Raw genomic sequence first — 25,599 nt, 5'->3', positions numbered from 1 at the left:
AACGGAACCAAGCTGAACAGCGAGGTGCTGGACTACAACATTCAGTATGTAGTGGATCTGTCCAAAACCCGTACGGCTGAAGATGAAGAAAGAGCCTATTACGATGACCGGAGAAATCAGACCTACGGAGCGACTGAAGGTCTTGGTGCTCTCGCGGACGTATACCGCTCGCTGTCGGGAACGGCCACCACAATCACCGACATTCCTGCAGACGCTACTTCGGTGAAGTACAGTGACAACAACCCGAACGGCAATAAAGGCGGCGACTCGAACTCCGAGCTTGGCAAGATGGTCGACCTGATCGGAAAGGTGCGCGGCAACTATGCCTCTACGAGCCAGGCCAAAAACTACTACCAGTACATGCGTCCTTGGCGCTGGGCCGGTGAAGAGATCATCACACCAACTCTCTATCCTGTCAGAAGTATGACACCTGAATCAGACGGCGGCTTCCCGAGCGGACACACGAACGCTTCGTACCTGGCCTCCCTGGCGCTGGCTTACGCAGTGCCTGAGCGATTCCAGGAAATGATGACCCGCGCTTCCGAGATGGGCAACAGCCGGATTGTAGCCGGCATGCACTCTCCGCTGGATGTTATCGGCGGCCGTGTCATGGCAACAGCCCTGGCTGCAGCGGCTCTGAACGATCCGGAGAATGCCGAGCTTAAACAGGCAGCCTACGAGCAGGCCCATAACGTCCTGCTGAAGCAGACTGGTTCGGCTGAAGACCGGTTCAGCGATTATGAGAAGAATAAAGCACAATACATGGAACGTCTGACTTACGGATTTGAGCAGATCAACCCGACGAACAAGCCGATGGTTGTGCCTAAGGGTGCAGAGGTACTGATCGAAACCCGCCTTCCTTACCTGAACGGTGAGCAGCGCCGCGCGGTACTGGCTACGACCGGCCTGCCTTCCGGCTATCCGGTGCTGGATGACCCAGAAGGCTGGGGACGCCTGAACCTGTTCGCAGCTGCGGCCGGCTACGGCGCATTCAACAGCGATGTTGTAGTAACAATGGACGCTGACCAAGGCGGCTTCCATGCGCTTGACCGCTGGCGCAACGATATCTCCGGTACAGGCAAGCTGACCAAAGAAGGCACGGGCACGCTTGTCCTTCAGGGCAGCAACACGTACGCTGGCGGCACAGTGGTTAACGGCGGCAAGCTGCAGGGCGAATCCGCTGCGGCTTTCGGTACCGGTGATGTTGCCGTAGGCGCTGGTACACTTGTTGAAGAAGTGGACGGCAAGATTGGCATCGGCGGCAATTACACGCAAGCTGCTGAAGGCACGCTTGAGCTGAACGTTGGCAGTGCGGCCGATGTGCTTGAAGTGAAGGGTGCCGTTCAGGCCGGCGGCAAGCTGCTTGTGAATTTCACCGACAGCTATGTGCCTGCAAGCGGCAGTGTCATTACGCTTATCACGCATGGCAAGGACCAGCGGACCGGCCAATTCGCTTCCGTCGAAACGACAGGCCTGCCTGGAGACTACAAGGTTCAGGTGAACTACCTGGCTGACCGTATTCAGCTCGCGGTCAACCCAAGCACCACTACCCCGTCTGCACCTGTGTACGTTCCACCTATGACGGGTTCCACACCAGCGGATACCAACAAGCCTGCCGGCGATGCTATACCAGCCACAGGCAGCCAGCAGAAGCAGAGCATCTCCGCAGCTGCTAAGGTTGACGCAAACGGAAGAGCCGTTGCAGAGCTGCAAGCCGCTCATCTGAGTGACTTGCTGGACAAGGTGAATGCTCTCACTGGAGCAAACTTGGTGGCTGAGATCAAGGTAGAGGCCGCATCCGGGGCCAATGCTGCCGTCCTCTCGCTTACCAAAGAAGCCTTCGGCATGCTGGCAGACAGCAAAGCTGCTGAAGTGCTGATCACGACACCGTTCGGCAGCATGACGTTAAGCAAGGCGGTATTGAATAACCTGAAGAATCAATCAGGGGAAACAATCCGTATAGAGATAGCTGCGGCTAATACGTCTGCTTTCTCCGGCGAAGCAAGAAGCCTCATAGGCACAAGACCTGCACTGGAGTTCACGATCCAGTCCGGAGATTCAGCCGTCACGAGCTTTGGCGGCAGCACCATCAAGCTTGGCATCCCTTATCAGCTGGCGCAAGGCGAGGATGCGAGCGCGCTGGTTATCAGCCATATCGATTCAAACGGCACTGTTCACCTGCTCCCGAAATCTGGCTACAGCCAGCGTGATGGACAGATGAACGTTGTGACCGACCATCTGAGTACTTATGCTGTCAGCTACAACAAAACCAGCTTTAGCGACACAGCCGCTCATTGGGCAAGCAGTCACATCACACACCTGGCCGCACGCGGAATCGTGTCCGGTTCTGGCAGCGGCAAGTTCTCCCCGAACGCAAATATCACGCGGGCTGAATTTGCCAAGATGCTGGCGGGTCTCGTAAGCGCCGATGTATCAAAATATTCATCCTCGGACTTTACAGACGTCAAAGCCGGCGACTGGTTCATGCCTTATGTGGCATGGGCGGCAGAGAACGGCATTGTGAAGGGCGCGAACAAGCAGTTCCGGCCAACTGACCGGATCAGCCGCGAAGAAATGTCCGTTATGCTGATCAGACTGGCCGAGCTGACAGGCTACAAGCTGCCTGCTGTGGCTGGTGCTGCAAACTTTGCTGACCAAAGCCTCATCAGCCCATGGGCAGCAGATGCAGTCAGCGACCTGTATGAAGCAGGCATCATTTCCGGCAAAGGCAATAAAAAGTTTGATCCGCAGGGCGGAGCAACCAGAGCCGAAGCCGCGAAAATGCTGACAATTCTACTCCAGGGTATGACGGAGTAGTATCGAGGCAAGGATACGCATAAAACTTAATAAATCGTAAACAACAAACAGCCTTCTCTAATTCCCCGGTCAATAACCCGGGGGAATTAGAGAAGGCTTTGTTGTTGCTGGGGCTGGGACTATAGTGAGGCCGGCAAGCGGAAAGACTCACAAAAGCCCCAGGCGCAGATATTGCTAGCGTACTCCTGCCGGGTATCGTTTTGCGGCAACTATGCCTATTAGTGAGCCGGCTTAACTGTACTTGGCGCATACATACTCAGTCATGCCAAAGGGTGACACCTGATAAATCAGGTGTCACCCAGGCAGTCTAATAGTTATTTTCCTGTCAGCTGGGCCAGGTTATAAATGACCTGGGCCGCTTGCGCCCTTGTAGCCTCATCCTGCGGGGCCAGTGCCGCCGGGCCCGTTCCTTTCAACAAACCTAGCTGCAGGACGCCGCTCACCGCTTGACGAGCCCAGTCGTGAACCAAGGCTGAATCGGAGAACCGGTCCAGTTCCCTACCCTCTGCTGCCACGCCACTTCCTGGCTGCAGCAGGTACGCATTATAGAGCATGACGGCCATCTCTTCCCGCGTGATCGCGGCGTCTGGCGAGAAGACCTCATGGCCGGTCCCCCGAACAATGCCGGATTGATAGGCCGCTGCGACCGGGTCATAGTACCAGCTCTCCTTAGAGACATCCCCGAATGGCAGCTCCTCCCCGTTATCCTTCACGCCCATGTACCGAGCCAGAAGCGCTGCAAATTCTGCTCGCGTAATCCGGCGGCTCGGATCGTACCGTTCCTTGGACACCCCCGTAACAATATGCTTAGCGGCCAGAACCTCTACTGCGCGATGAGCCCAGTGCGTGCCTCCAAGGTCAGCAAATGATTTGTTATAGACAAAAACGCCGTACTCGCTGAAATGATCAAGCTGTACCTGCACGCTTTCGCTCTTGGCATCGTAAGCCCCGCCAACGTATTCCAGCTTCTTCCCATCTGTCCGATGATACACTCCAGCTCGTTCCGTATCCGCATTTCCGTTTACCGGTAAGCTGACCCGCACAGGCTCTGTAAACGTCATCTCCAGGACACGCTCAGAACCGTCAACCAGCAGCGCCTTCAATCGCAAGTCTAAGATGGCGCCTGCCTGCACAAGACCTTCCTTCCAAGCTGAATCAGTCTGTTCCAGCCATTTGGCCTGCTCCGCTTGCGGAATAGGGGTAACCACCCACTCCAATGCCTTCAACTGATCCGGACCGGCGGCGTCACGGAGCTGCTTCAGTGTTCCGCTAGGGATGTCCAGACTGCTGCCTCCAGCTGCTTGCAGCTGAAGCGGTGTCCCTTCGGTTAACGCTCTCTCTATGTCATCGATATCTGCAGTTACTCCATTCAGCTGGCCAGGTGAAGCCGGGCTTGCCGGATTCGACGGTCCCACTGGTGTTGCTGGTGTAGCCGGAGTCCCCCCTTGCGGCGGGTTAGGTGCGCTGCCAGCTCGGCTAACCGTGTAACCAGCTCTGCTCAGCTCAAAGCTGCGATCCAGCACCGCCGATGTCAGTACGATCTCGTAGCTGCCTTCAGTCAGCCGCTCCGGCAGTTCGAACTCGCCTGTGAAGGATGCCGCGCCTCTGGCAGCCGCATCATCACGGAAGCTGTACAGCTTCTCGCCTGTACTCTTGTTGTATACCTCTGCCGTTATCGGCAGCTGAAGCGCCGGGTTCGGCTCCTTCAGATACGGCGAAGCCGGAATCGTCTCGGCATAAGCCGATAAAGCATCCGTGCTGTTCAGCTCATAGACCAGCTTCTCCCTGCCGCCTTCGCTGCGAATCTCCACTTTGCCGTTCAACACGCCATCTTGTACGCCAGCTGAAGCAAAGTGGCGGCTATGCCGGGCGAAGGAGTCATCAATGGACTCTGTATAGAAGGCGCTGTCGTGAGCACCATCACGAATTTCCGCATAATGCGGCACGCCATGCTTCATCAGGTATTTATGCAGCGTGTTAACAGCAAGCTCGAAGCGGTATGCGTCCAAATTGCCGGAGTCAAAATAGATTGAATAGCGCTTCAGTGCATCCAGCGGATACGTCATGGCGATTTCCAGAGGGTTCTGGCCCGTATTCGTCATGCTTAAAGCGCCCATATGACTGGCTACCGAAGAGAACAGATCGGGATACTGCAGCCCAATCACGAAAGCGCCGAAGCCGCCCATCGACACGCCGGAGGTTCCTCTGAACCGGGAGTCGTCGATCGTGCGATACTGCCTGTCGATCAGCGCTGTCAGATCCTTCGTGACCATGTCCTGCCATTTGACGCCGTCTTCGCCGGTACCGTTCACCCACCAGCTGGTACCGCTGGAATCGGGCATAACGACAATCATATCCTCGAGCGACCCTTGCTTAATGCCTCTATCCAAAATTTGGTCCACCTTGTCAAGCTCATACGATTCGCTGTCACTGTTAAACTGGTGGAGCAGATAAACGGACGGATACCGTCTGGTCTTCTCGCTTAAGTAGCCCGGCGGCAGATAGACCCGGTATTTGACATGGCGCTGTGCGCTCTCCGAGTAGAATTCGGTGACATAGAACAGCTTCTGGTCTCCCGTTTCCTTCAGTACCCCGTCTACATACTGATAATACTGCGAAATCTCGCCCTGCTTGATCGTGACGGTCTCGCCTGCAGCATCTTTGCCGGTGATGGTCACGTTAGCTGTGTACAGGTACTTGCCGTCCAGCTCGAATACATAGTCGCTCTCGGCCTTCGACTCAACCGAGGTGTACCCTTTCACTAGCTCCGCCATCTGGTCAATGCGCTGCAGCTTGTCGATCCCTCGCTCAAAATAGTCTGCAGCAAGCGTATCGCGGTACGTCTTGAAGTCCTGCTCGCTGATGGCCTGCAGCTGCTTCTGAGCCAACCCCTTTACTTCAGCTATGACCGATGCGTCCGGTACGCTGGAAGGAAGCGACTTGACCTTCTGCAGCGCAGCCTTGGTGTAGATGCCAACCGGACCCGCATACCAGCCGCCGCCTCCATTCTGGTTGTACATTCTAACGGAGATCGTATTCATCTCGCCCCGCTTCAGCAGCCCGGACGGAATACGGTATTCCCTTGAGGCTGCCCAGAAGGAGCTGGTGTACTCGCCGTCCTTGAAGCCGGTCTCCGCAATTAACTGGCCATTTATGTAAGTTTGGTCAGCGTCATCGATTTTGCCGGCAAGCAGGGTCAGATCCTCATCCGGAAAGTCGGAAGGCACTGTGAATTCCCTGAAGTACCAGGCCGCACCATAATAGTTATTCAAACCGCTGTAGCCCCCGAAGCCGTCCGCCCACCAATCGAGCCCCGGCTGAACGACACGCCAGTCACCGTTCACAAGGTCTGGTGTGGTACCGTTTACAGAACTTTCCGGAAATGTATCCTTGGTAAAATACCAGTCGCCGAGCAGGTCGATTTGAACATCCTCCGGCGCTGTCCCGATTGGCGTCACTTTAATCAGCGGCTTCGTTCCGAGCGGATACACAGATCCCAGCAGCTGGCTTTCGAGTGTCAGGCTGTAGGCTGTATCCTGGCCAAGCGCAGATACGGGAACGATGAAGCTTCCGCTAAAGCTGCTGTCCGTGGATGCCGTAACCACATTGCCCAAATCAGCCAGCTCGGAATAGCGGACTTCACCGCCCGAATCCTTGACTTGTAAACGTGTGATCAGGCTGAAGGCATCGCTGGATGCGTCTCCATATACATACTGGGTAACACTGCTGCGATTCAGATCGACTGTGTAATCAACCGTCACCGACTCCTGTCCGACCTGGATCGCTTGCGGCACAGCAGTGAAGCTTCCAGACACATGGCCGGTCCCAAAATTGCTGCTGTGCATCCGGAAGGAGCGGTCCAGGTACTGCAGATAATAATCACTGGAATGCCCGCCAGGCCTCATCTGATATTCATGAGCAATGCCATTGCTGCGGAAATACGCATGAATGTCATTGGTAGAGCTGTCTGCATACGTGAACGGATCATCTGTACCCCCATCCAGGTAATACCGGTAGGCCTTGAGCTCATTCACCGTCTTGGACTTGATAAGCGCAAACGGCTGAAGGCCTTCATGCTCACGGTGAAGCGCCCCCATATGGCTGCCGATCGAGCTGAACAGCTCAGGATGCTTCAGGCCAAGCACGAATGCGCCGTACCCGCCCATTGATATCCCTGTGACACCTCTATACCGGGGCTGAGGAATCGTACGATAGCTCTCGTCAATCGCGGGAATGAGTTCACCTGTGATGACGTCTTCCCATGCCTCGCCGGCCTTGTTAATAAACCAGCTGTCTGCGCTCGTATCAGGCATGACGACAATCATCTTCTGCATAATCCCCTCGGCCATCCACTGATCGAGCATCACGTCAATGCTGTCATCAGCGAACTGCTGGCTGGAGCTGCCCTCTTCATGCAGCAGATAGACGGCCGGGTAGCGCCGGTCCGACTGCTCATAGCCTTCCGGCAAATAAATCCGGTACGTAAGGTCTGTTCCCATCTTGCCAGAAGTATAGCTTCTTGTGAGCAAACGGTCATTCTGAGTATTCCCTGCAGCGTGTGCAGGCTGAAGCGGCGGCAGCCCCGCAATCGCGATCATAATGGTCAAACATACGGCCAGCAGCTGACGTGCCAAGGTCTTGTTCTCTGTGTTCATGTCATTCCTCCCCAATATTGTCGGTCATTCCATACGAGTTGCGTGATTAACTTCTCAGCTATGGAAGCGCTTTTAAAATATTGCCCCAGCCGATTTAAGCAGATGATCGTTACTATGATTCCTGCATGTCCGGCGTTATCTCTGCTGTCTACCGCTGCATGAGGATAATTTTACCCCGCTGCCCCCCTCTCCGAAAAAAAATAAAACCACGAGGCCCCCGGCTTCGCAGTCCAATGCGCGGCCAGGGGATTCGTGGTTCTCCAAGACTCCTACCAAAATATTAACTTGCTGTACATTGTATCACATTCAGTCATTTCTTCAAGCCTATTTGTTCAACTCAATAATCATGACCCCATATGGAGGTATTTCCGCATCATTGTCAATAAGCTTGCCCGTCAGCAGCTCCTTCATGGCCTTCTTAGCACGAATGGCTGCCGATTTCGCCGAGTAGTTAAATAAGAAGATGTAATCTGCATCACCAGAAGAACGAATGCCCAACTCCACCTCTGCAGGTACGGTCAGCCAATCCCCAACCGGCGTCTTCAATCCAATCAATTCGGATTCTTGTATCCGGTACGGGCGCCGAAGAACAGCCTGCCCCGTTGCTCCACATATTCCCTGAGAAGTCCTGCGGTTTCGTCCGTCATGATCGCGGGATGCGGATAGACGATAACCTTATAGTTCGACAAGTCTTCCAGAGTGGTCGCCGATTGCAGGGTGATCAGATCAACCGGTATATGACGGTACTGCAGCTCTTCAGCTTGTCTCCATCAAACAGATTGCAGTGAACACCGGCTTTTCCCAGAGCAGTTATTTTGCTGCCTGCCTTGGACGAATCGAAGGGATGACTCCCCAGCAATTTCGAACGATCCATAAGCTAGATCAAACTGCTTGCAAAGCTTGTGTGCAATGGCTCTACATTATGTACGCTATTCCACTCAACCAACGACTTCCTTGATTGTTACGTCATTCGTTGTGCTCAGGTCAATGAAGACTCCACCCTCCAGAGCGATGAGCGGCCTCGCGGGGTAATTCACGTTGGTGAGCATGATTTTCCCCCGGCGTTCATCCGATAAAATGACTTCACAGCCTACCTGTGCAGAAAGCAGCAAATCCAGGAAAGTCAAACCAATAGCAGAATCAAAACGATTCTGCATAATTTCTTGATGGATTTCTTCCATCACCTCAAAAAAGGCAACCGCTGGTCTGTAAGGCCGCTCCGAGATCATGGCCATGTAGACATCTGCTATAGCGACAATTTTGCTCAACTGGTCAATTTGACCGCCTTTTAAACCATTCGGGTATCCGCTGCCGTCCTCACGCTCATGATGCTGGAGGGCAACCTGTGCAATACGCTCCCCTAAGCCGGACTCTATCAAGAGCTCATAACCGAGCCTGGTATGCTCCTGCATAATCGCAATTTCATGATGATCCAGCCGTGATGATTTTTGAATGAGAAAAGAAGGCAGCTTTAACGAACCAATGTCATAAAGACTTGCAGCTGTCGCCAATGTGGCAAGCTCACCCTCATCGTGAAGCAATCGTTTGCCTAATGAGGTAGCAATTACAGCCGTCCCGATGCTGTGCCTGTACCGGTAATCCCCCTGGTCTTTAAGCTCGGTGAACAGTTGAAACAAATTATGCCGCTCCGCAGCTTTCATAATGACCGGCAGTACCTTCTCCTCGATCGCTTCAACCGGTACAACACCATGCTGGTGAACGAAACTGTCAATTTCCTGCATATGCTTCTCCGTCCGTTTCACCATGTCCTGCAGATCCATCGGCTTGGGTTCCTGCTCAGGTATTCTCACGGTCTGGATCTCGCCCACCGCAATATTAAAGTTTACCAGCTTCTCAATATGACTCTTGAGCAGTATCGTTCCTTCCGCGATAAGCAGTGTGCCTTTCGCATCGAAGATGTTATGCAGCACCTCTTTCCCAATTAGATCTTCATAATTTTCAGTCCGCATATTGGTTGACCTTCCCCTTCTCGGCTCGTGTATAGATGTTGGTTCATCCTGATATTAGAGTTGTTAGAGTCTTAACAATATAACGGAACACTTTTATGAAAATATTAGAAATATCTGCTAATATGGGTCTTAAGAATCATAAATACTCCTTAACAATCTGAATCAAGACATATATCTAATGGTTTGAGGGCGGTATTCCTCGCAGGCTTCATTAATATGTGATGCAGCGAGCGGCAGATCCTCGATAATCGCCTTGCGCTTGGCTTTCAGTATAATTTGCTCCATATCGGCATAACTGCAGCCCGACAATCGCTCAGAAGCGGTCAACCGCACATGTTCCTCATGCTGAAAATCGCCAATAAGCAACGAAATATATTCCTCTCTCCTTTCCTCATCCGGCAGGCTGTAGGTCATCTTCGTATCGAAACGCCGCCAAATGGCTGGGTCTAGTTCAGCTTCCAGGTTGGTTGCAGCGGTAAATATACTATCTCCTTCAAACTCATCCAAGCATTGAAGCAGCGTATTGACCGCCCTCGCCATCTCTTTCACTTCATCGTTATTTTCCCTTGTCCTGGCAACTGCATCGAATTCATCCAGAAACAGCACACACGGAGAAGACTTGGCATAGTCGAATATTTTGCGGATATTGCTTGCCGTTTCGCCAAGATGACTGTGAATAATCGCATCAAGCCTCACAAGAATAAGCGGAAGCTCCAGCCGTGCTGCCAAATAAAAGGCGGTCAGCGTCTTACCTGTGCCCGGGGGACCAAACATGACCACTTTATTAGGAATCGGCACATCATGCCGCACAAACTTCTCCTTCATTCCGAGTATGGTAATAAACTCTTCGACGATTTGCCGGTTTTGCGGCGGCAGGACGATACGCTTCACTTTTCTGGCGCATTCTTTAGGCGTGTAATAAGTGGCCATATCAATACCTTTAGCACGCGGAAGCCGTGCGTTGTTTGTTTTGCTCATATTTGTCAGTCTCCTTCAGTTCAGATACACAGGAAATGCCCGACCTGATGTCGGGCATTTCCTGTCATGCAAGATTTGATAGGCCTGCCACGGCCTATAACATCGTAATAATTACATTTAATTATAGCAGTAATTTGCCGTTTTGCAAAGACTCCGCACACACTCCAATTTTTCCTGCTTCAACTATTCGTTTTATAACGTACTGAGCCGTAGTTCATAAAAATACTGAACGACTGGATGCTTTAGCTTCATCTTCTCGCTCATGTTTAGAATCCGCTTTTTTCCAACTCGTCTGTCAACCAATGCCAGAGTATTCAATAAGATATCCTTGCTCTCCAGGCTCTCCTCAATCGGAAGGGACAAAAATTTATTAGCTGCAGCAATAAAGTTTGATTTACTTAATGAAGACTGTGCTGACAAAAGCTCCTTTGCAAGTTCTGATATTTTCCTACCTCTTACAATTACTTTGAGACGTTCCTCTGGGACCAGCCCCTTGGTATCTTGTCTGACCTCTTCAATTTCTTCATTGTTGATCGGAATTTGGATATGTGCATCATTCTTTATTTCCTGCTCCGTCTGATACCATCTGATTAATGTCGTTGCATCATTCATATTGAGTACATTCTTTTTATCTACAGCAATATAACAAATTCCCGCTTTATCAGGTAAATAACGATATCCGGTTGCCCGGTATTCGAACCTGCCCACTAACGCAGGACAAAGGAAGCTCTCTAGTTGTTGCTTTAATTTGCTCCAGGACATGTAATCCTCCTTTATTCGCTACTTAGTATTATTTAAAGTTTCAACTATTATCATCATACAATAACCAACACATCATGCCCATTAACTTAACAAAAAAGCAGACCACTCTTAACAGAGCAGTCCGCACATTCAATTCGATTCAATTCTTCTGCTTATATAACTCGTCATACAGCTGCTTCTCGCAATTAAGCTGATCAGCCTCGTACTAACTTGCTTTCAGCCTGGCTTGCAGCATCTGTGCAATATCTTCTCTTTCTTCTTCCATTGCAATCGATATCGCCGTAGATACGCCGTCCCCATGAACAGCAGCAGGATCTGCTCCCGCGTCAAGAAGCAGCTGTATCGCGGCCATTAGCTCGCAATGTGCTGCCATCATTATCACTTTCATTCGGGTCAAGTCCTATCGACAGCAGCTCGCGCACCATTGCATCTCTGCCGTGGATCGACGCCCGAATAAGCGCATTGCAGCCGTTATTGTCTAGGTCCCGAACATCGGCACCCTGATGAATGAGGAATTCGAGCATCTCGATATTGCCATTCTCTGCTGCCTGCAGCAGGGCTGTGCGCCCTAAGCTGTCGGTTTGCTGCAGATCGGCACCTTTATATACCAGCTTGACCAGCTTGTCCATCCGATTTTCATGGCCGCTTTGACTAGCTTTGGCTGCTTCTCTACCAGAGTTTTCACTTCTCCATGCTGACAAGGTGCATAAGAATTACCTTCCTTATGCACCTTGCCGCGAAGGTCCCAAGCTTTTAGAATCGCTTCCAGTCCTACTCCAGCCATGTGTTTTAGCTTCTTCTTCGAAATAGTTTAAACAGTTTACATATTTTTTTGAAAGATTCTTGGTAAAATTCACTTAAATATTTATCCACCAGGAACCGTACCAAGCTAAAGAACATTGAAATAAGGGCTATAAACAGCCATAATTTAACTGCCATTTCCACTATATCCACGTCTATCAAATCACTCCGTTTCCGTATTATGTTATATACTTAAATATATATACCTAACCTATCGAAAATACCTTCTATAATAATATCCAATTTACTTCACGAGGTAAATATTGTAATATGATGCAGCTTCATCAGCGCCCTCTTCTCCATCCACGCACATAACTCCGCCTCTTCCGTGCACTATTCTACGGGAGTAGAAGCCTTTCTATTAACCTCACAACAAAAAAACGTCACGTATCGTTTCATAAGCCTTATGTGAATTCCCTGTACCGTAATCTGGATTTCATTTAATATTATTTCCAGACTTTGACTGATTAAAGAGTATGAACCTAAAAGAACAAAACTGTTCAACGACATAATCGTGAACAGTTTTGTTCTTTTTCACAACGTCCTACTAGAGCTGTCCTACTCTACCGTAAATTCTGTAGATCATTACAGCGGCTTCCGCTCGCGTAGCTGTTCCGGTTGGATGAATCGATTTCCCGTCTCCCTGGATAATCCCTTCCTTGACCAAAGCTGCTACACTTTCGATGGCATACTTAGCAACCTTCGTTCTATCCGTATAGCCGCTTAAATCTTCGCCACTTCCGCTTAAAGACAATTTGTTCACCGCCTTCAGCGCTCTGGCCGCGATGACCATCATATCCTGTCTCGAGATTTCATCCTTCGGATTGAAGTTGTTGCCGTCCATTCCATTGATAATCCCTAGTTTCTTGGCAGTACTGAGGGCTTCATAGTAGTAGGCTCCTTGACTTACATCCGCAAAATTCGAATCGGCTTCTGCTTCCAAGCCCAGAGCTCTGACCAGCAGTAACACAAAGTCGGCTCTCGTGATATTCTTCTCCGGGCTGAAGGTCGTTCCGGAGGTTCCTTTGATGATGCCCAGCCCATACAGGGTATCAACCGCCTCCGAAGCCCAGCTGTATTTGCTGCCCACATCTTTGAAATTGCTCGCTGGCGCCGGTGTCGGCGCAGAGGTTGACGCCGGTGGCGGTGTAGGGGATACTGTTGCTCCCGGTGACGGTGTTGGTGATATTGTTGCTCCCGGTGTCGGTGTTGGCGTTGGTGCCGGCGCCGTTGGACCTCCGCTGGTGCTGAGCGTGGTTACAAGGGTCTTCGGACCGTCCGTACTCCAGTTCCCTGCCGCATCCCCTGCCTGCACCGAAAACGCGTACCCGGTCCCCGCCGCAAGTCCGGACACATCATACCGGAGTGCCGTTCCAGGCAGCGCCGCAACCTCCTCTGAGCCTCTGTAGACCTTGTAGCCTGTAATTGCCGTATCATCTGCAGCCCCCGTCCAGGTTAACGTAAGGCCAGAAGTGGTTACATTGGAGGCTTCGAGCTTGCTTCCCTCAGACCATGACGGCGGAGTAGTGTCTGGAGCCGGTAGAGTGGTTGCCGAAACCGAAGGGCCGCTGGTGCTCCAGTTACCGCCCGTATCCCCTGCCTCCACTTTGAACGTATAATGCGTATCCGGCTTTAGTCCCGTTACCTGATGACTGTATACAGCCCCGGTTACACTCACAGTGTAAACGGCATCCGTAACTGTCACCAGCTTGTCGTCAACTCCATTGGTGATCCGGTAACCGGCGATGCCGCTTTCGTCGGCTGCCGTTGCCGACCATGTCAAGGTCAATTCCTTGCTCGTTACGTTGGAAGCTTCCAGCGAGCTTCCTTCCGCCCATACCGGCGGCGTGGTGTCTGCGCTCGGCAGGGTAGTCACAGTAACGGAAGGACCGTTCGTGCTCCAGTTGCCGGCAGCGTTTCCTCCCTCCACCTTAAAGGTATACTGCGTATTCGGCCTAAGTCCGGTGACCTGATGACGATATACAGCTCCCGTTACGGTTTCACTATATTCACCCCCGGTTACGGTAATTGGTTCTTTATCGACTCCGTTGTAGATCCGGTAACCGGTGACTCCAAGCTCATCCACAGCTGCCGGCCACGATAACGTGACTCCGGTACTGGTTACATCAGAGGCTTCAAGCTTGCTTCCCTCTGCCCATGCCGGCGGATTCGGATCTCCCTTGCCGCTGAGGGTGAGGCTGCCGAATACTTCGGTCGACTTCGTCGCTCTGCCAAGCAGATCATTCCAGGTTGCCACGCCGACAAGATTGGCTCCTGTTGCATTATTCACCTGTGCATCAAACCGGATTTGCGTCCCGTTTTCCGGCGTTATGGTTTTGAACGGGATCTTCATTTCCACCGTATAATTCGTTCCGGCCGTTACCGCCGCCGACTCAAATCCGGGGGATGTCGCCGGTGTCGAATTACTGAAGAACTTGAAGGACTGCTCGCCAGCAAAGTTGACCCGATACTCTCCGTCATCTTCGCGGTACGGCCATGCGTTGATGCGGTCTTCGTCCACATAGGCTTCGACCGAGTCCTGCTTCGTCTTATCCGCGTTGTCTTTGCTCAACTGCGTATCCTTCACCTGGAACAGGACGTACAGATTTTCCTCGTCCCACATCACTTTAGCCGTTCCGGAAGCTTCGTCCGATGCCATCAACTGATTATCGATTGAAAGCTCAGGCGAATCCGACCATATGTCATCAATCGTTCCGTCGATGTCCGGTGTGCCGTACCTCGCCGTAGAGCTTTTGGTCTCCGGTGCTGTATAGAGCGGATGCTCAGTGAGGTATTTCTCCGGATTGATGACGGCATAATAGGCCGGCTTTGGAGCCAGATTACCATCAAACAGACACGGGTTTTGAGTAACTCGCCAGCTAGTGGTATCGTATGGCCCCCAAATGGTGACCCGTGAAATCTTCTCCGCATGCTTCTTATAGATTTGGAACAATTGTGCATATAAACTGCCTTGTTTCTCTGCCAATTCTGGAGAGAGCGAGGAGTTCATTCCAGCCAGGACATCCAATTCGCTTATCGCAACTTTGACCCCCAGGGAAGCGAATTTTTCAAGTGAAGCTTCCACATTGGCCGGCTTGGTTCTCATATCGTAGTGGGATTGCATGCCGATCCCGTCAATGAGGAGCTTTCCGGGATGAGTCGATGCATACCGGTCATTAAGTTCTTTGACCATGTCGTAGATGGCATCCCGCTTCACAGGGAAATCTTCATTGAAATCATTGTAATACAGCTTGATATCGCCCCATTCAGGGTGGTTGTCCAGCACTTCTCTTGCCGCAAGGAACGCCTGTTCAACGAAGTCAGGCCCAACGGAATAATACCAAGCTGATTTACGAAGGGCATCTTTCCAATTGGTGACTGGATGAGGGTCGTCTTCCATGGCCTCATTCACTACATCCCATGATTCCGGGATGCCTCCATAATGCTCCATTACGGTTCTGATATGGGTTCTCATATTAGTGAGCGCTTCATCACGGCTGAGGTAGATCGGATTTCCCGCTTCATCCTTCAGCGCATTTCCTGATGCGTCCACCTGTTGGTTGAACCACGCCGGGGTCTGACTGTGCCACACCAGCACATGTCCATGAATATCCTGTCCCTGGCTCTGAGCTTTTGCGATCATACCGTCTGCAGTAGCAAAGTTAAAGGTACCCTTGTTTTTCTGCAAGGCATCCGGTTTGAGCTGGTTTCCAATGGTTACGCCCTCGAAATGGTAGTTATAGAAGGCATTCTCTCCAGTACCCGGATTCAGGAAATTGGTATTCCCCGGTATGTTGGTGATCTTGAAATAGTCCTTATAGACATCCTTGATCGAAGGTGTGGACTCCGAGCCTGTGTCTTCAAAGCTGAAGTCGTCGATGTAGTAAGATGCTGTAGCGCTGCCTGCGCTTTCCACAACCAAGGTGACATCATCGTTCAAATAACGATAGCTGCCCTCCAGTTTGACCCAGTCTCCGGTACTGCTTGCCGTTTGAGTTGCCAGACTGATAGAGTACGGTGTTGGAGTATTAACAAGAGCACTAAGCTTTAATTGCGCGCTCGACGGGCTAATCAGCTTAACCCATACAGTGGCCTTGTACTCGTTGCCGGTCTTGACAGCGTCCTTAACATTAACAGACGGTCCGTCCGAATTGGCAGTTCTGCCTGTTACCTTCAGGGCATAAGCTCCGCCAGGGGTATGGTTGGCTTCTTGGGTAGAAGCAAGCGTCACGGTGGCGCTTCCCTTCGGCTTGAAGCCTTGTACCGTTTGATCCTCAAAATCTCTTGTGGTTTTTACACCGGCCACAATGGTAAGCGGTTTGATCGTTACCTTTACGAGTCCTTTCGAAAGGATTACCGCAAATCCGCCATTCTCATAGGAAATCTCTGTGGTCACGCCAAGCTTTTTCAGTTCTTCATTATTATTGAGGTATTCTTGTGCCTTGGCCTTAAGTGTAGCTGCGTCATCACCGGATGCATTCGGAACTGTAATGCGGTTGCCGATCATAGCCGCTGCTTCTTCCACAGCCAGTTGATCAGGTTTCAGTTCACCAGGATCTCCCAGTGTCTTCACCAATGTCACATTGGAGAATGCTACTTTGAAGTCCGTTACGGCACTCGTATTTGTTCCATACAATTGCACTTTTGCATCCTTGAAGAATTCCGGGGTATAATTCGACGGACTGCCCATCGCTGTCCAGGAGGAACCGCTATTAGTTGAAAAATACCCTTGAACAATATTTTCATCCTTCACAATACGGAGATAATAGTTCGTGCCGCTCAAATTGGTTTGATTAGTATTGTTTGTAAATGTCGTGCTGCCTGTTTTGCCTGAATTATTCACTTTGATATTGGTATTTACTTTTCTCGCATTAATTCTGTAAAACTCACCGCTTGAAGCCCGGCTAATGCCGAGTCCCACTTGGGAATTCTCGCCCATAGAAGAATCATTAAGGGGTTTATCTACGGTAAGCTTCGCTGTAAGCGTCCAGCTGCCTTCAGCAGAACCCGGTAACTGCAGCATATTATGGCTGTCTGGATAACCCGCATCATCCTTCAATGTCTTAATCGTCGCACCCTCAGTACTATAGCTTAAGGCATTCTCCGGATCCGCCGGATTCATGATTTCCCAACCTGCCGGGAGCCCATTGGCAAAATCGATGATTTCGTTCGTACTAAAGACGATTTTATACGTCTTAACGTTTTCTCCTTTAATAAACCGAACGACAGCCGTCCCCTGCGCACTATCCGCTTGTGAAATGCTTACGAATTCAGCCGGATCATCTGAAACCGCCGTTACTTTCGGTATCGCGTTTCCAGAAACCGTGTACGTATAATCATACCTTGTGGCATCAAAATTAGACGGTTGTACGCCATCAATAAAAATATTGTATGAAGCTACTACCTCAGGTGTTAGCGACAGCTGATCGGCGTAGAGGATGTTGGCATCCTTCGCATACACCGCCATAACCACCTTGGCAGTACCAGCCGGTTCATCATAAGTAAACGGTTGGTTCGGCGTCTCATGCCAGTCTGCAACCTTCACGTCCACTGGCTGGAAAGAGCTTAAGCTGAGCGGTCCACCCTCAAGGATGCGCCCGATAAACTTGCCATTGCTCCAGTAAGCAGGATCGCCTGCCTCACGGGCAGCGTACGGCTCGGGCATCTCACGGCCATTGATCGGGGCCATGCCCAGTTGAATTCCGTTCTTGTCGTAATACACCAGTGCAACGTCCACGTCACCCGGATTTTCCGCAGCGACATCATAACTCTCCGGGCGGCTCATCATAGAGAGGAAGTATCCCTTGAAGTTATAGCTTTCTCCCTTGTTCAGCTTTCCGGTAACATCCTGCCACATCCCGTCATACTGTTCGGCGGCGTCGATACGCTCCGAAATCTTCCCGGATCCGGCAACCCTTGAGGTAGAGTTGTTTTTCAGGTAACGGGAAAGACCCGAGTAGCTCTGTATAGTGTCCGCAGTTAACGCAGGTCCAGTGACTGTCATTTCAAAGGTCCCCTTGTTGTAACGGCCTGTGGACCAATTGTCTGTATTGGAGGCTGTTGCTGAATCGAAATCTCCATTGAGCAGTATGTTCCCCGGTATGGATACTGTCGAGTTATTAGCGGCAAGACTCCAGTCGGAATCATTGGCTCCGAACAGGAAGCGGTCAACGGTTATCGTACCTGCAGATCCGTTCGGTTCGGCAACAATATACAGATCCTTATGGCCATAGGCGCTAAGATCGCCCGTATCGACCATGTCCTGGTATTTACCGTATACCTCATTGGCTGGTACCGAGATTTCCGCTACACGCGTACCTTTGGACAGTACATCGGCAATGCTGTCCACAGCGGTTCCCACCGGAAGGACATAAGCGCCAAGCTTTCCTCCCTGAGCCGACTTCGTCTGGGCGGTCAGATATAACAAATGCCTGCGGACAACGCCGCCGTTAGCGGAACCATCTGCAAAGTTCAGGTTTTTATATGCGAGATACTCGCCGTTCCCCAGCGAGACCGCCTCGCCTTCACGGCCGGCATTTCCAGCAGTGTTACCAGATACATTGTTATCATTGCCTTCCGCCTCAAGTGTGGAGAAAATATCGCGCTCACCGTCAAGGCCCTTATACGTGGCAAATGTACCTTGGGACGGAACGATGGTGACAATGCTGGCAGACGGGATGTCGATTACAAACTTGCCGTTCGTTATCGGAATTGTGCTCAGCTTCTTCTGATTTTCACTGCCTGAAGTACGAAACACGGTTACACTTGTAGTCCCTGCCGGGAAGTCCTTCAGATTAAATTCAAGCGGCTGAATGCTATCATCATTGTTGGCATTGGAAACCGTGATCGAGAAATCATTGGTATTCGGGTTCTTAAAGCCGACCACATTGATATCGGCCGCAGGTACGCGGGTTACATCAAAACGTACATCGCCCGGATTCATAAACCGGGAGAAGTGCCCATAGCCGTAGAAACGCTTGAACAAACGGTATTCACCAGTCAGAGTACTGATACGTCCAGGCTCCTGTTGGGAGTTGGTAGTGACGAAGCGAATCAGGTCAGAGCCGTCCACTCCGTTGCTATCCCACATGCTCCACCAGACGAAACCGTTAAAGCCCGGGTTGCTGCTGAACATATTGCTCATCAGATTGGACCAGCGCACGGCGTCATTGATGTTCTGATTGCCGTACCGCTGCGTGTAAGCACCAGCTGACCCGTCGGTGGTATCCTGATTCATGAACTCTGTCTGCCAAAGCTTATACTTGGTCAGGTATTCGGGGTATTTGCTTCCATCCCTTGAATAATCCAGAGGACTCTGGGAAAAGTCACCTGTATGGTACAGTTTGTTTTCATCCGTTCCTATGCCGACCGTACCATACAAGTGGGTGGTAAATACGTCGAGATACGGATTTTTGTCTAATGCATTATCCGGGTCGGTTTGAGAAAACACCTCACCGCCTCTGCTTAGTGAGGCGCTGAGATTGGTACCGTCCACGGCTGCAAGCTGAGGTATAAAGTTAATGAGCTTTCCGTCCGGGTTTTGGATATCATAAAGGGCACCTCCTGGCTGCATTGATTTTTTTAAGGTAGGTCCGATATAGCCGTTAATTAGCTCTGTTACATAAGCAGCATTTGCGCCTGCCAGATCAACCTCGTTAAAGGGATTGATGTGAGTGATCGGGATTCCCCATTGCTCCCACATTCCCCTGATATAATTAACGAGATAATCGGCATAGGCCTGATAGTAAATTTTCACCGGTTTACCGTCAATGACAGCCGTGTCGCCACGGATGATTTTGCTGGGAGTATTGGTCTGCGATTGGCTCATCCAGTAAGGTACGGTCCACGTGCAAGCGTAAAATTGCTTAACGCCATACTGCATCGCCTGACGCATCGTCCAGATCTGATCAAAATCGAAGAGCTCTTTTCGGGTACGCGGCGAGTTTTTGATCACTACAGGATCATCACCGGGTGCACTAAGGAGATTGGTTGGACCTCCGTCATCATTGGCAATCGGCTGATTCCAGGATGGATAATCCCACACGAAATCTTGTACGGGCACCAATGTACCCGGAGCGTGTTCGGGTTCGACAGGCCAGATGCTGTCGGTATTACCATCGGCATAGCGGTTTTCCGCTTCAATTTTGTAACCATACTGGCCGGCTGATCCTCTCATGGGAATGGCATTTCCTTCGACATCGAAGCCGGGATTGCTGACATCTGCAAGCAGACCTGTCAGAGGATTAAACCCTGGGCTTGCTGCTGTCGCGTTTGTAGTGGTAAGACCGCCGTTATCGCCGATGATCACCCGGACAATATCATGGCCTGTGCCTTCTTGTTCACTGAAAGTCAGATTCAGCAAATGCCTGACAGTGTCCTGATGGCCGGCGGTAGCCAGCTGCATCATATGGATGGAATCTGTGTACGCATAGGCGGCTCCTACACCATCCATCGTTTGGTAGGTCTTGTACCAGTCGGCGGTTACCTGTGCCGGGGCGGTAACTGCCTCGGCAGCCTGAACTGGGGTGGAAAACGGCATCGGGGTAATAACGGACAGCATCAGCGCGCCAGCCATTGAAACCGCCAGTGTCTTTCTCCAAATCTTATTACTCATTCTAATTATTCCTCCTTTTGTATACGCTTTCATTGCCTTGCATGGTAATATCTTAACAATTCAAAATGTAAATTTGTATGAGAATGATGCACGAAAAATTATAAAAAAAACCTATAATGCTTCAAATTTATACGATAAACAAATAGCCGGCATGCCCCCGGAAAATATAAAGCCATTAAATACTAATAAACGGCTACCTGACGTTCGCCTCCCAGTAATCGCCAACCAGACCTTCAATAATACTCCCGCTGGCCCAAGGCATCAGACAGAACCAAGTGCTTGCCGGGGAACCGTCACTGTAGGTCTCCGTTACCAGCCCTTCGGAATGACAATATCTCTCGGACATCCACCCCTTTTTCCCATGATCAAATTCTCTGTCATAACGGTTATAGGTCTGACATCCCCAACCGATGGTATCCAGCATCCGCTGCCGGACGTAAAGATCATTGCGCTGCTGCACGAAGTAATGCAGCTCATCGACCAGGTTGCTGGACATGGGATGAATATGCGGGTTGGCGACAGAGGTAACGCTTCCTCCGCAGCTGGACCAACCAATGGTACTTAGAGGCGGCACCTTAACCGGTGAATTGTAAGCGAACTTGAAGGTGAACTCGTAGTTAATCGCATCTCTCATATGATCCAGATACTGATCATCACCAGTGAGAGCGTGCAGATATCTGACAGCCTTGATGTATGCCAGAATACCTTCGGAGTCTACCGCTTTATCCGCATCAAGCGGAGCTCCATAACATTCCATTCGTTTCACATAGGTTTCATAATAATGCATCTCGCTGCGCTTCAGGCTGTCCAGATGCGTTCTGTCCCCGGTGAGCCAGCTGTAGTATGCCATAGCGGCCATGCACCATGTTCCGCTGAAGGAATCATATTCAAGCCCGGCACCGGTCCGCTCGGATAGGATGGCCGGGTATTCATCATCTGAATTTTTACTTTTCTCCAATACGAGGAGAACCTTCTTCACGAAAACCATCCAATCATCATGGAGGATATTGCTGAGCCGTTTCTCAAATTCATAGGCCTTGATAATATAAAATAAGGCCTGTGCACACAGATAGGCGGAATGTCCAGGTGTGCGCATTCCATCAAACCACCAGCCGTTAATGCTCCATTTGCCGTCCTGGTACGCCTCATAAGGCAACCCTGATGCTGGATTTAAGGAATTTTCGATAATATTTTGAATACAGGAAATCGCCTGTTGGCGCATAGGCTCGTCCCCGAGCCGCAGGGCAGCCATTAGAACCGGAACTGCCACAGGCAATCCGTCCGTCCAACTGATCGAGATAATTTTATTGTACCGGTAACCGCCTGTTTCCTTGTCCTCAAATACAAATGTGGAATAACTGCGTTCTTCGGGCAGCCATGCATATTGATAGACAGCCTTTGACAGATCGGCTGCAGCCGTCCGGATATCACTGCCCAGTCTTGGCTGCTGATGATAGCGGTAATAGACGGCTTCCAGCGCAGCGTTGATCCCCAGCTCAGACTCAGCGTCATACTCATACAAATCCAACGTGAACTCCACGGACTCTGAGGCCGCCAGTTCAAAACAGTTCTCATCAAGAGGGGCCCGTTCCTTGACAAGACGCGATTTAATGAACAAAAACGGAGCATTCTCATAACCAAGCGTATACCCGACCGTTCCTTTGGCCAGCGAGCAGGTATAGCCGCCATACTGGTAGAATTCGCCGCCCTCAAGCTCCGGCTTCCACTGGAATTTAACTCCCGATTTGCTTACAAAGTAGGGGCTGGCACAAAGACCTACTACTTTTCCGCTGTCATATACAAGCGCTGCCGGATGGGACAATCGGTCGCTTCGTACCATCCACCAAGGAGAAGAAGGGCGTGAAGGGTTGCCTTCTCGCAATCTTGGGAACTCATTCGGAACATTCTGCGGAGCTTCCCCGCGGTTACGGCCATACATAAAAGCCGGCAGAAAGAAGCGCGGGTTGACCTTGGCAAAGGGCAGCTCCACATGAATGACTCCCGACCACGTTGTGCTGCTTAGATTCGTTATCCGTACCATTGCCTGAAATGGCTGCTTGGCACTGCCTGTACCGCCTGTTATCTCGACGGATGCATGTAGTCCATGGCCATTTAATCCGGTATATTCAGTATCCTCTTGAAATTTGCTTCTTGCCGTTACGATCAGCTCCATAAGCACATCCTCCAGTCTGTTTTATACAAAAAAGCGCTTGCAATGTTCATCCCAACATGCTAGGATAATGACATTTTAAAGTAGTTCCAGAGAATAATCATTGCATATCCCGCTGTATTTATTGCGCGAAATGACCTGGAGGTTACAGATGAACGATCCTATTGAACTTCGGTATGATCCCATCAATAAAGACTATCTCTATCTGCACCGGATTACTACTTATAACATGGGGACTTTTTATCATCGGCATGAAGCATACGAGCTGTACTTGTTTCTGCGCGGCAACGTCAACTTTTACATTGAAAACCGATGCTACCATTTAGAACGCGGTGATTTGCTTGTGATCAATCCAGAAGAAATGCACCGTTCTTTCAGCCTGGATGAATCTGAGTATGAGCGGATTACCATTAACCTCCAGAAATCTTATCTGCACCGCCTTTCTACTCCGGCAACGCAGCTATCCGGGTGCTTCGACTACCGGCCGAAGGGGAAAGGCAATATTGTACACCTGGAGGAATCCCAGCTGCAGCAATTTCTCCAACTCACAGGCGCTCTGGAAGAGGCACTCTCATCGGATGCGTATGGATCAGATATTATAGCCAACAGCGCCATCGCTCAATTACTAGTCCTGACCAACACTATTTTTCAAAACACAAGCTTTATTCCTACCGATATCATGCCGGAACTGGTTCGCAAAACTATGGATTATATTGAAGCCCATCTCGGGCAGAACATCGCGCTTGAACAGCTTGCCGGGATCTTTCATTTGAACAGTACTTATATTAGCCGCCAGTTCAAAAAACACACGGGCTTAACACTCCGTTCCTATGTACTCGATCGCCGGGTTTCCTTGGCCAAGTCCTATCTCTGTGAAGGCATGAGTATTACTGAGGCCTGTTACCAATCCGGCTTCAGCGACTACGCCAATTTTATCCGCAGTTTTACCAAGATCGCCGGAATCTCACCTGGAAAATTCGCCAATAAAAACGCAAGCCTCCCAGAGTAGAAGGCTTGCGTTATATAAGCCGGGAACGGGCAGTCTGCCCGCGTATCATTTGGCCAGCACTTCATCAGTCTCAGCAAGACTGTGCAATCCGGGCCCATGGCGTTTGTCCCCCTAGCGACTGTTTCGGGACGTCATCTTCTGCTGCTAGTTCTTTATCAGTTCCGTAGGATTCATTCCGGTAATTTTTTTGAACAGTGTGCTGAAGTAGGGAATGTTCTTATAGCCGACCCGTTCGGCCACTTCATAGACCAGCATATTCCGCTCCATGAGCAGCTCGCGCGCTTTCTCGATCCGAACCCGGGTCAGGTAGTTATTGAAGGTTTCACCGGTAATATTTTTGAAAATAATGGACAAATGGTTCCGGGAAATGAATACCTTATCCGAAAGCTCGGCGAGTGTCAGCTCTTTCGCATAGTGCTCATGAATGTAACTGGTCATAAATTCAACAACCTGTCTATGCTTGCTGCTGCCTTTCCACTGCCTGCTGCTGCAGATCTTGGTGATTTTGTCCATCAGCCACCTTGCCAGTTGTTCCGGTACGATCAGACTGCTGATCTCCTTGGCAATCTGGTCATTGGTGAACAGGTCATCCAGTACCAATCCGGATTCATATAATGAGTAGGTTATAATTCCCCACAGCTCGCTTCCGAGCATTTGTACGTATCCTTGGGAAAGTCCCTCCTGCTTCTTCATTTCCGTTATATAGTCCAGTACAAGCTGGTGGGCTTCGGCTTCCTGCGAGGCTTTCATCGCTGTCGCCAGCTTATACGAGAACTTGACCTGAAAGAGGGCGACATTTCCCTGTTCGCTGCTGCTGTTCTCCCGGTACATGTACACTTCATGTTCGGTAGTGACCCGCAAAGCTCTTTGATCCATTGCGCGGAAAGCTTCCTCAGTTGATTCGGAGAGCTTCGTCCATGTATCCTTCACTCCCCCAATCCCTATCCGTGTCACAAGCTTGAGATAACCGCCAATGCTGTCAATCAGCCTGATACCCAGTTCCTCCAGCTTATCCTCTAACTGCTCGGGTTGCCCAAGACCCGGATGAATAATCAATAACGCTCTCGTACTGTGCAGCTCTGTGTATTCCATATCCGGGAACAGCTTGCGCGTTACTTCACAAGCGATATTGCTGACCGCAAACCGGAACAGGTTCCAATCAGAGACGGATAGGCATCTGGCCCGTTCATCACGGATCAGTTTGATGCCAACCGTGACATGCTTGCGTTCCTGCCAATAACGGTACGACGACGGAAGGCGTGTGCTGTCTTTGTACGCATTGTCCAGGGTACCGACAGCAGCGGAGCGAACCCACTCTTTTTCAACAAATGGCTCATACAGCCTCATTTTGGACTCAAGCTCCCACTGCCTGATTCGCTTCTCTTCTTCTTCCTCCAGTTCCCGTACGACATTGCTTAGAATCGATTTTAGCGTCGGCAGACTGATTGGCTTGGAAACATAGTCGGTCACATGAAACCTTAGAGCCTGTCTCGCATGCTCAAAATCCGAATAACCGCTCAGAATAATGATTTTGCCTTCGAATCCTTCCTTCCTAAGCTGCTCCATCATATCCAGGCCGCTCATCACGGGCATATAAAGATCAGTGATCACAATGTCCGGTTGTGTACAGCGGATTACCTCCAGTCCGTCCTCTCCATTCACAGCCTCTCCAACCCACTCAGCCCCCAGTTCATCCCAGGGAATCGCCTGTTTCATCCCCTTTAGGACTTGGCGCTCATCATCAATGATTGCGATTTTCCACATTACCCCTGCCTCCTTAAACTCCGTAAGTAAACGAAGTACGACTATATCTGCTCTACAGT

The 25,599-nt window shown here is 50.7% G+C and carries 13 protein-coding genes; 3 read left to right on the top strand and 10 right to left on the bottom strand.

Annotation, left to right across the window (positions count from 1 at the left end; all coding sequences use genetic code 11):
• A partial coding sequence (locus DNH61_RS19995) for an S-layer homology domain-containing protein (protein WP_111148589.1) occupies positions 1 to 2,817 on the top strand: 2,817 nt, incomplete at its 5' end.
• A gap of 314 nt (positions 2,818 to 3,131) precedes the next feature.
• Here the strand turns inward: DNH61_RS19995 and DNH61_RS19990 are convergent.
• From DNH61_RS19990 to DNH61_RS19980, 3 genes are all read right to left on the bottom strand, one after another.
• Positions 3,132 to 7,472 (bottom strand): alpha/beta hydrolase-fold protein, encoded by a 4,341-nt coding sequence (locus DNH61_RS19990; RefSeq protein WP_111148588.1) that lies wholly within the window; start codon positions 7,470 to 7,472, stop codon positions 3,132 to 3,134.
• A 324-nt stretch (positions 7,473 to 7,796) separates the two neighbouring features.
• Positions 7,797 to 8,027 (bottom strand): Beta-galactosidase C-terminal domain, encoded by a 231-nt coding sequence (locus tag DNH61_RS19985; protein ID WP_181438799.1) that lies wholly within the window; start codon positions 8,025 to 8,027, stop codon positions 7,797 to 7,799.
• Positions 8,024 to 8,170, bottom strand: coding sequence for a beta-galactosidase trimerization domain-containing protein (locus tag DNH61_RS19980; protein WP_245948274.1), 147 nt, complete (start codon positions 8,168 to 8,170; stop codon positions 8,024 to 8,026). The genes DNH61_RS19985 and DNH61_RS19980 overlap by 4 nt, the downstream gene beginning before the upstream one ends.
• A 71-nt stretch (positions 8,171 to 8,241) precedes the next feature.
• Between DNH61_RS19980 and DNH61_RS19975 the strand changes: the two genes are divergently transcribed.
• Positions 8,242 to 8,430, top strand: coding sequence for an AraC family transcriptional regulator (locus DNH61_RS19975; RefSeq protein WP_111148585.1), 189 nt, complete (start codon positions 8,242 to 8,244; stop codon positions 8,428 to 8,430).
• Here DNH61_RS19975 and DNH61_RS19970 read toward each other — a convergent pair.
• The 6 genes from DNH61_RS19970 to DNH61_RS19945 form a co-directional block, all read right to left on the bottom strand.
• Complete coding sequence (locus tag DNH61_RS19970; protein WP_111148584.1) at positions 8,411 to 9,442, bottom strand: HD-GYP domain-containing protein; 1,032 nt, start codon at positions 9,440 to 9,442, stop codon at positions 8,411 to 8,413. The two genes, DNH61_RS19975 and DNH61_RS19970, sit on opposite strands and share 20 nt — an antisense overlap.
• 162 nt (positions 9,443 to 9,604) lie before the next feature.
• Entirely contained in the window at positions 9,605 to 10,420 is an 816-nt protein-coding gene (locus DNH61_RS19965) for an AAA family ATPase (RefSeq protein ID WP_181438798.1), read from the bottom strand.
• 192 nt (positions 10,421 to 10,612) lie between these two features.
• Positions 10,613 to 11,182 (bottom strand): SF0329 family protein, encoded by a 570-nt coding sequence (locus DNH61_RS19960; RefSeq protein ID WP_111148582.1) that lies wholly within the window; start codon positions 11,180 to 11,182, stop codon positions 10,613 to 10,615.
• A 326-nt stretch (positions 11,183 to 11,508) separates the two neighbouring features.
• Complete coding sequence (locus DNH61_RS19955; protein WP_111148581.1) at positions 11,509 to 11,811, bottom strand: ankyrin repeat domain-containing protein; 303 nt, start codon at positions 11,809 to 11,811, stop codon at positions 11,509 to 11,511.
• 719 nt (positions 11,812 to 12,530) lie between these two features.
• Complete coding sequence (locus DNH61_RS27060; protein ID WP_181438797.1) at positions 12,531 to 20,597, bottom strand: endo-1,4-beta-xylanase; 8,067 nt, start codon at positions 20,595 to 20,597, stop codon at positions 12,531 to 12,533.
• Positions 20,598 to 20,790: 193 nt separating this feature from the next.
• A complete protein-coding gene (locus DNH61_RS19945) occupies positions 20,791 to 22,770 on the bottom strand; it encodes a hypothetical protein (RefSeq protein ID WP_111148579.1) in 1,980 nt (659 codons plus the stop codon).
• 148 nt (positions 22,771 to 22,918) lie between these two features.
• Between DNH61_RS19945 and DNH61_RS19940 the strand changes: the two genes are divergently transcribed.
• The gene (locus tag DNH61_RS19940; protein ID WP_111148578.1) at positions 22,919 to 23,776 is read left to right on the top strand and encodes a helix-turn-helix transcriptional regulator; all 858 of its coding nucleotides are present in this window, start codon (positions 22,919 to 22,921) and stop codon (positions 23,774 to 23,776) included.
• Positions 23,777 to 23,920: 144 nt separating this feature from the next.
• On the opposite strand, the gene DNH61_RS19935 is transcribed toward DNH61_RS19940, so the two are convergent.
• Positions 23,921 to 25,540 (bottom strand): response regulator transcription factor, encoded by a 1,620-nt coding sequence (locus tag DNH61_RS19935; protein WP_111148577.1) that lies wholly within the window; start codon positions 25,538 to 25,540, stop codon positions 23,921 to 23,923.
• Positions 25,541 to 25,599 lie beyond the last annotated feature (59 nt).

Origin of the sequence: Paenibacillus sambharensis (assembly GCF_003233845.1) — a bacterium.
Lineage (GTDB): Bacteria > Bacillota > Bacilli > Paenibacillales > Paenibacillaceae > Paenibacillus_I > Paenibacillus_I sambharensis.
This window is presented reverse-complemented; position numbering and strand designations above follow the sequence as displayed.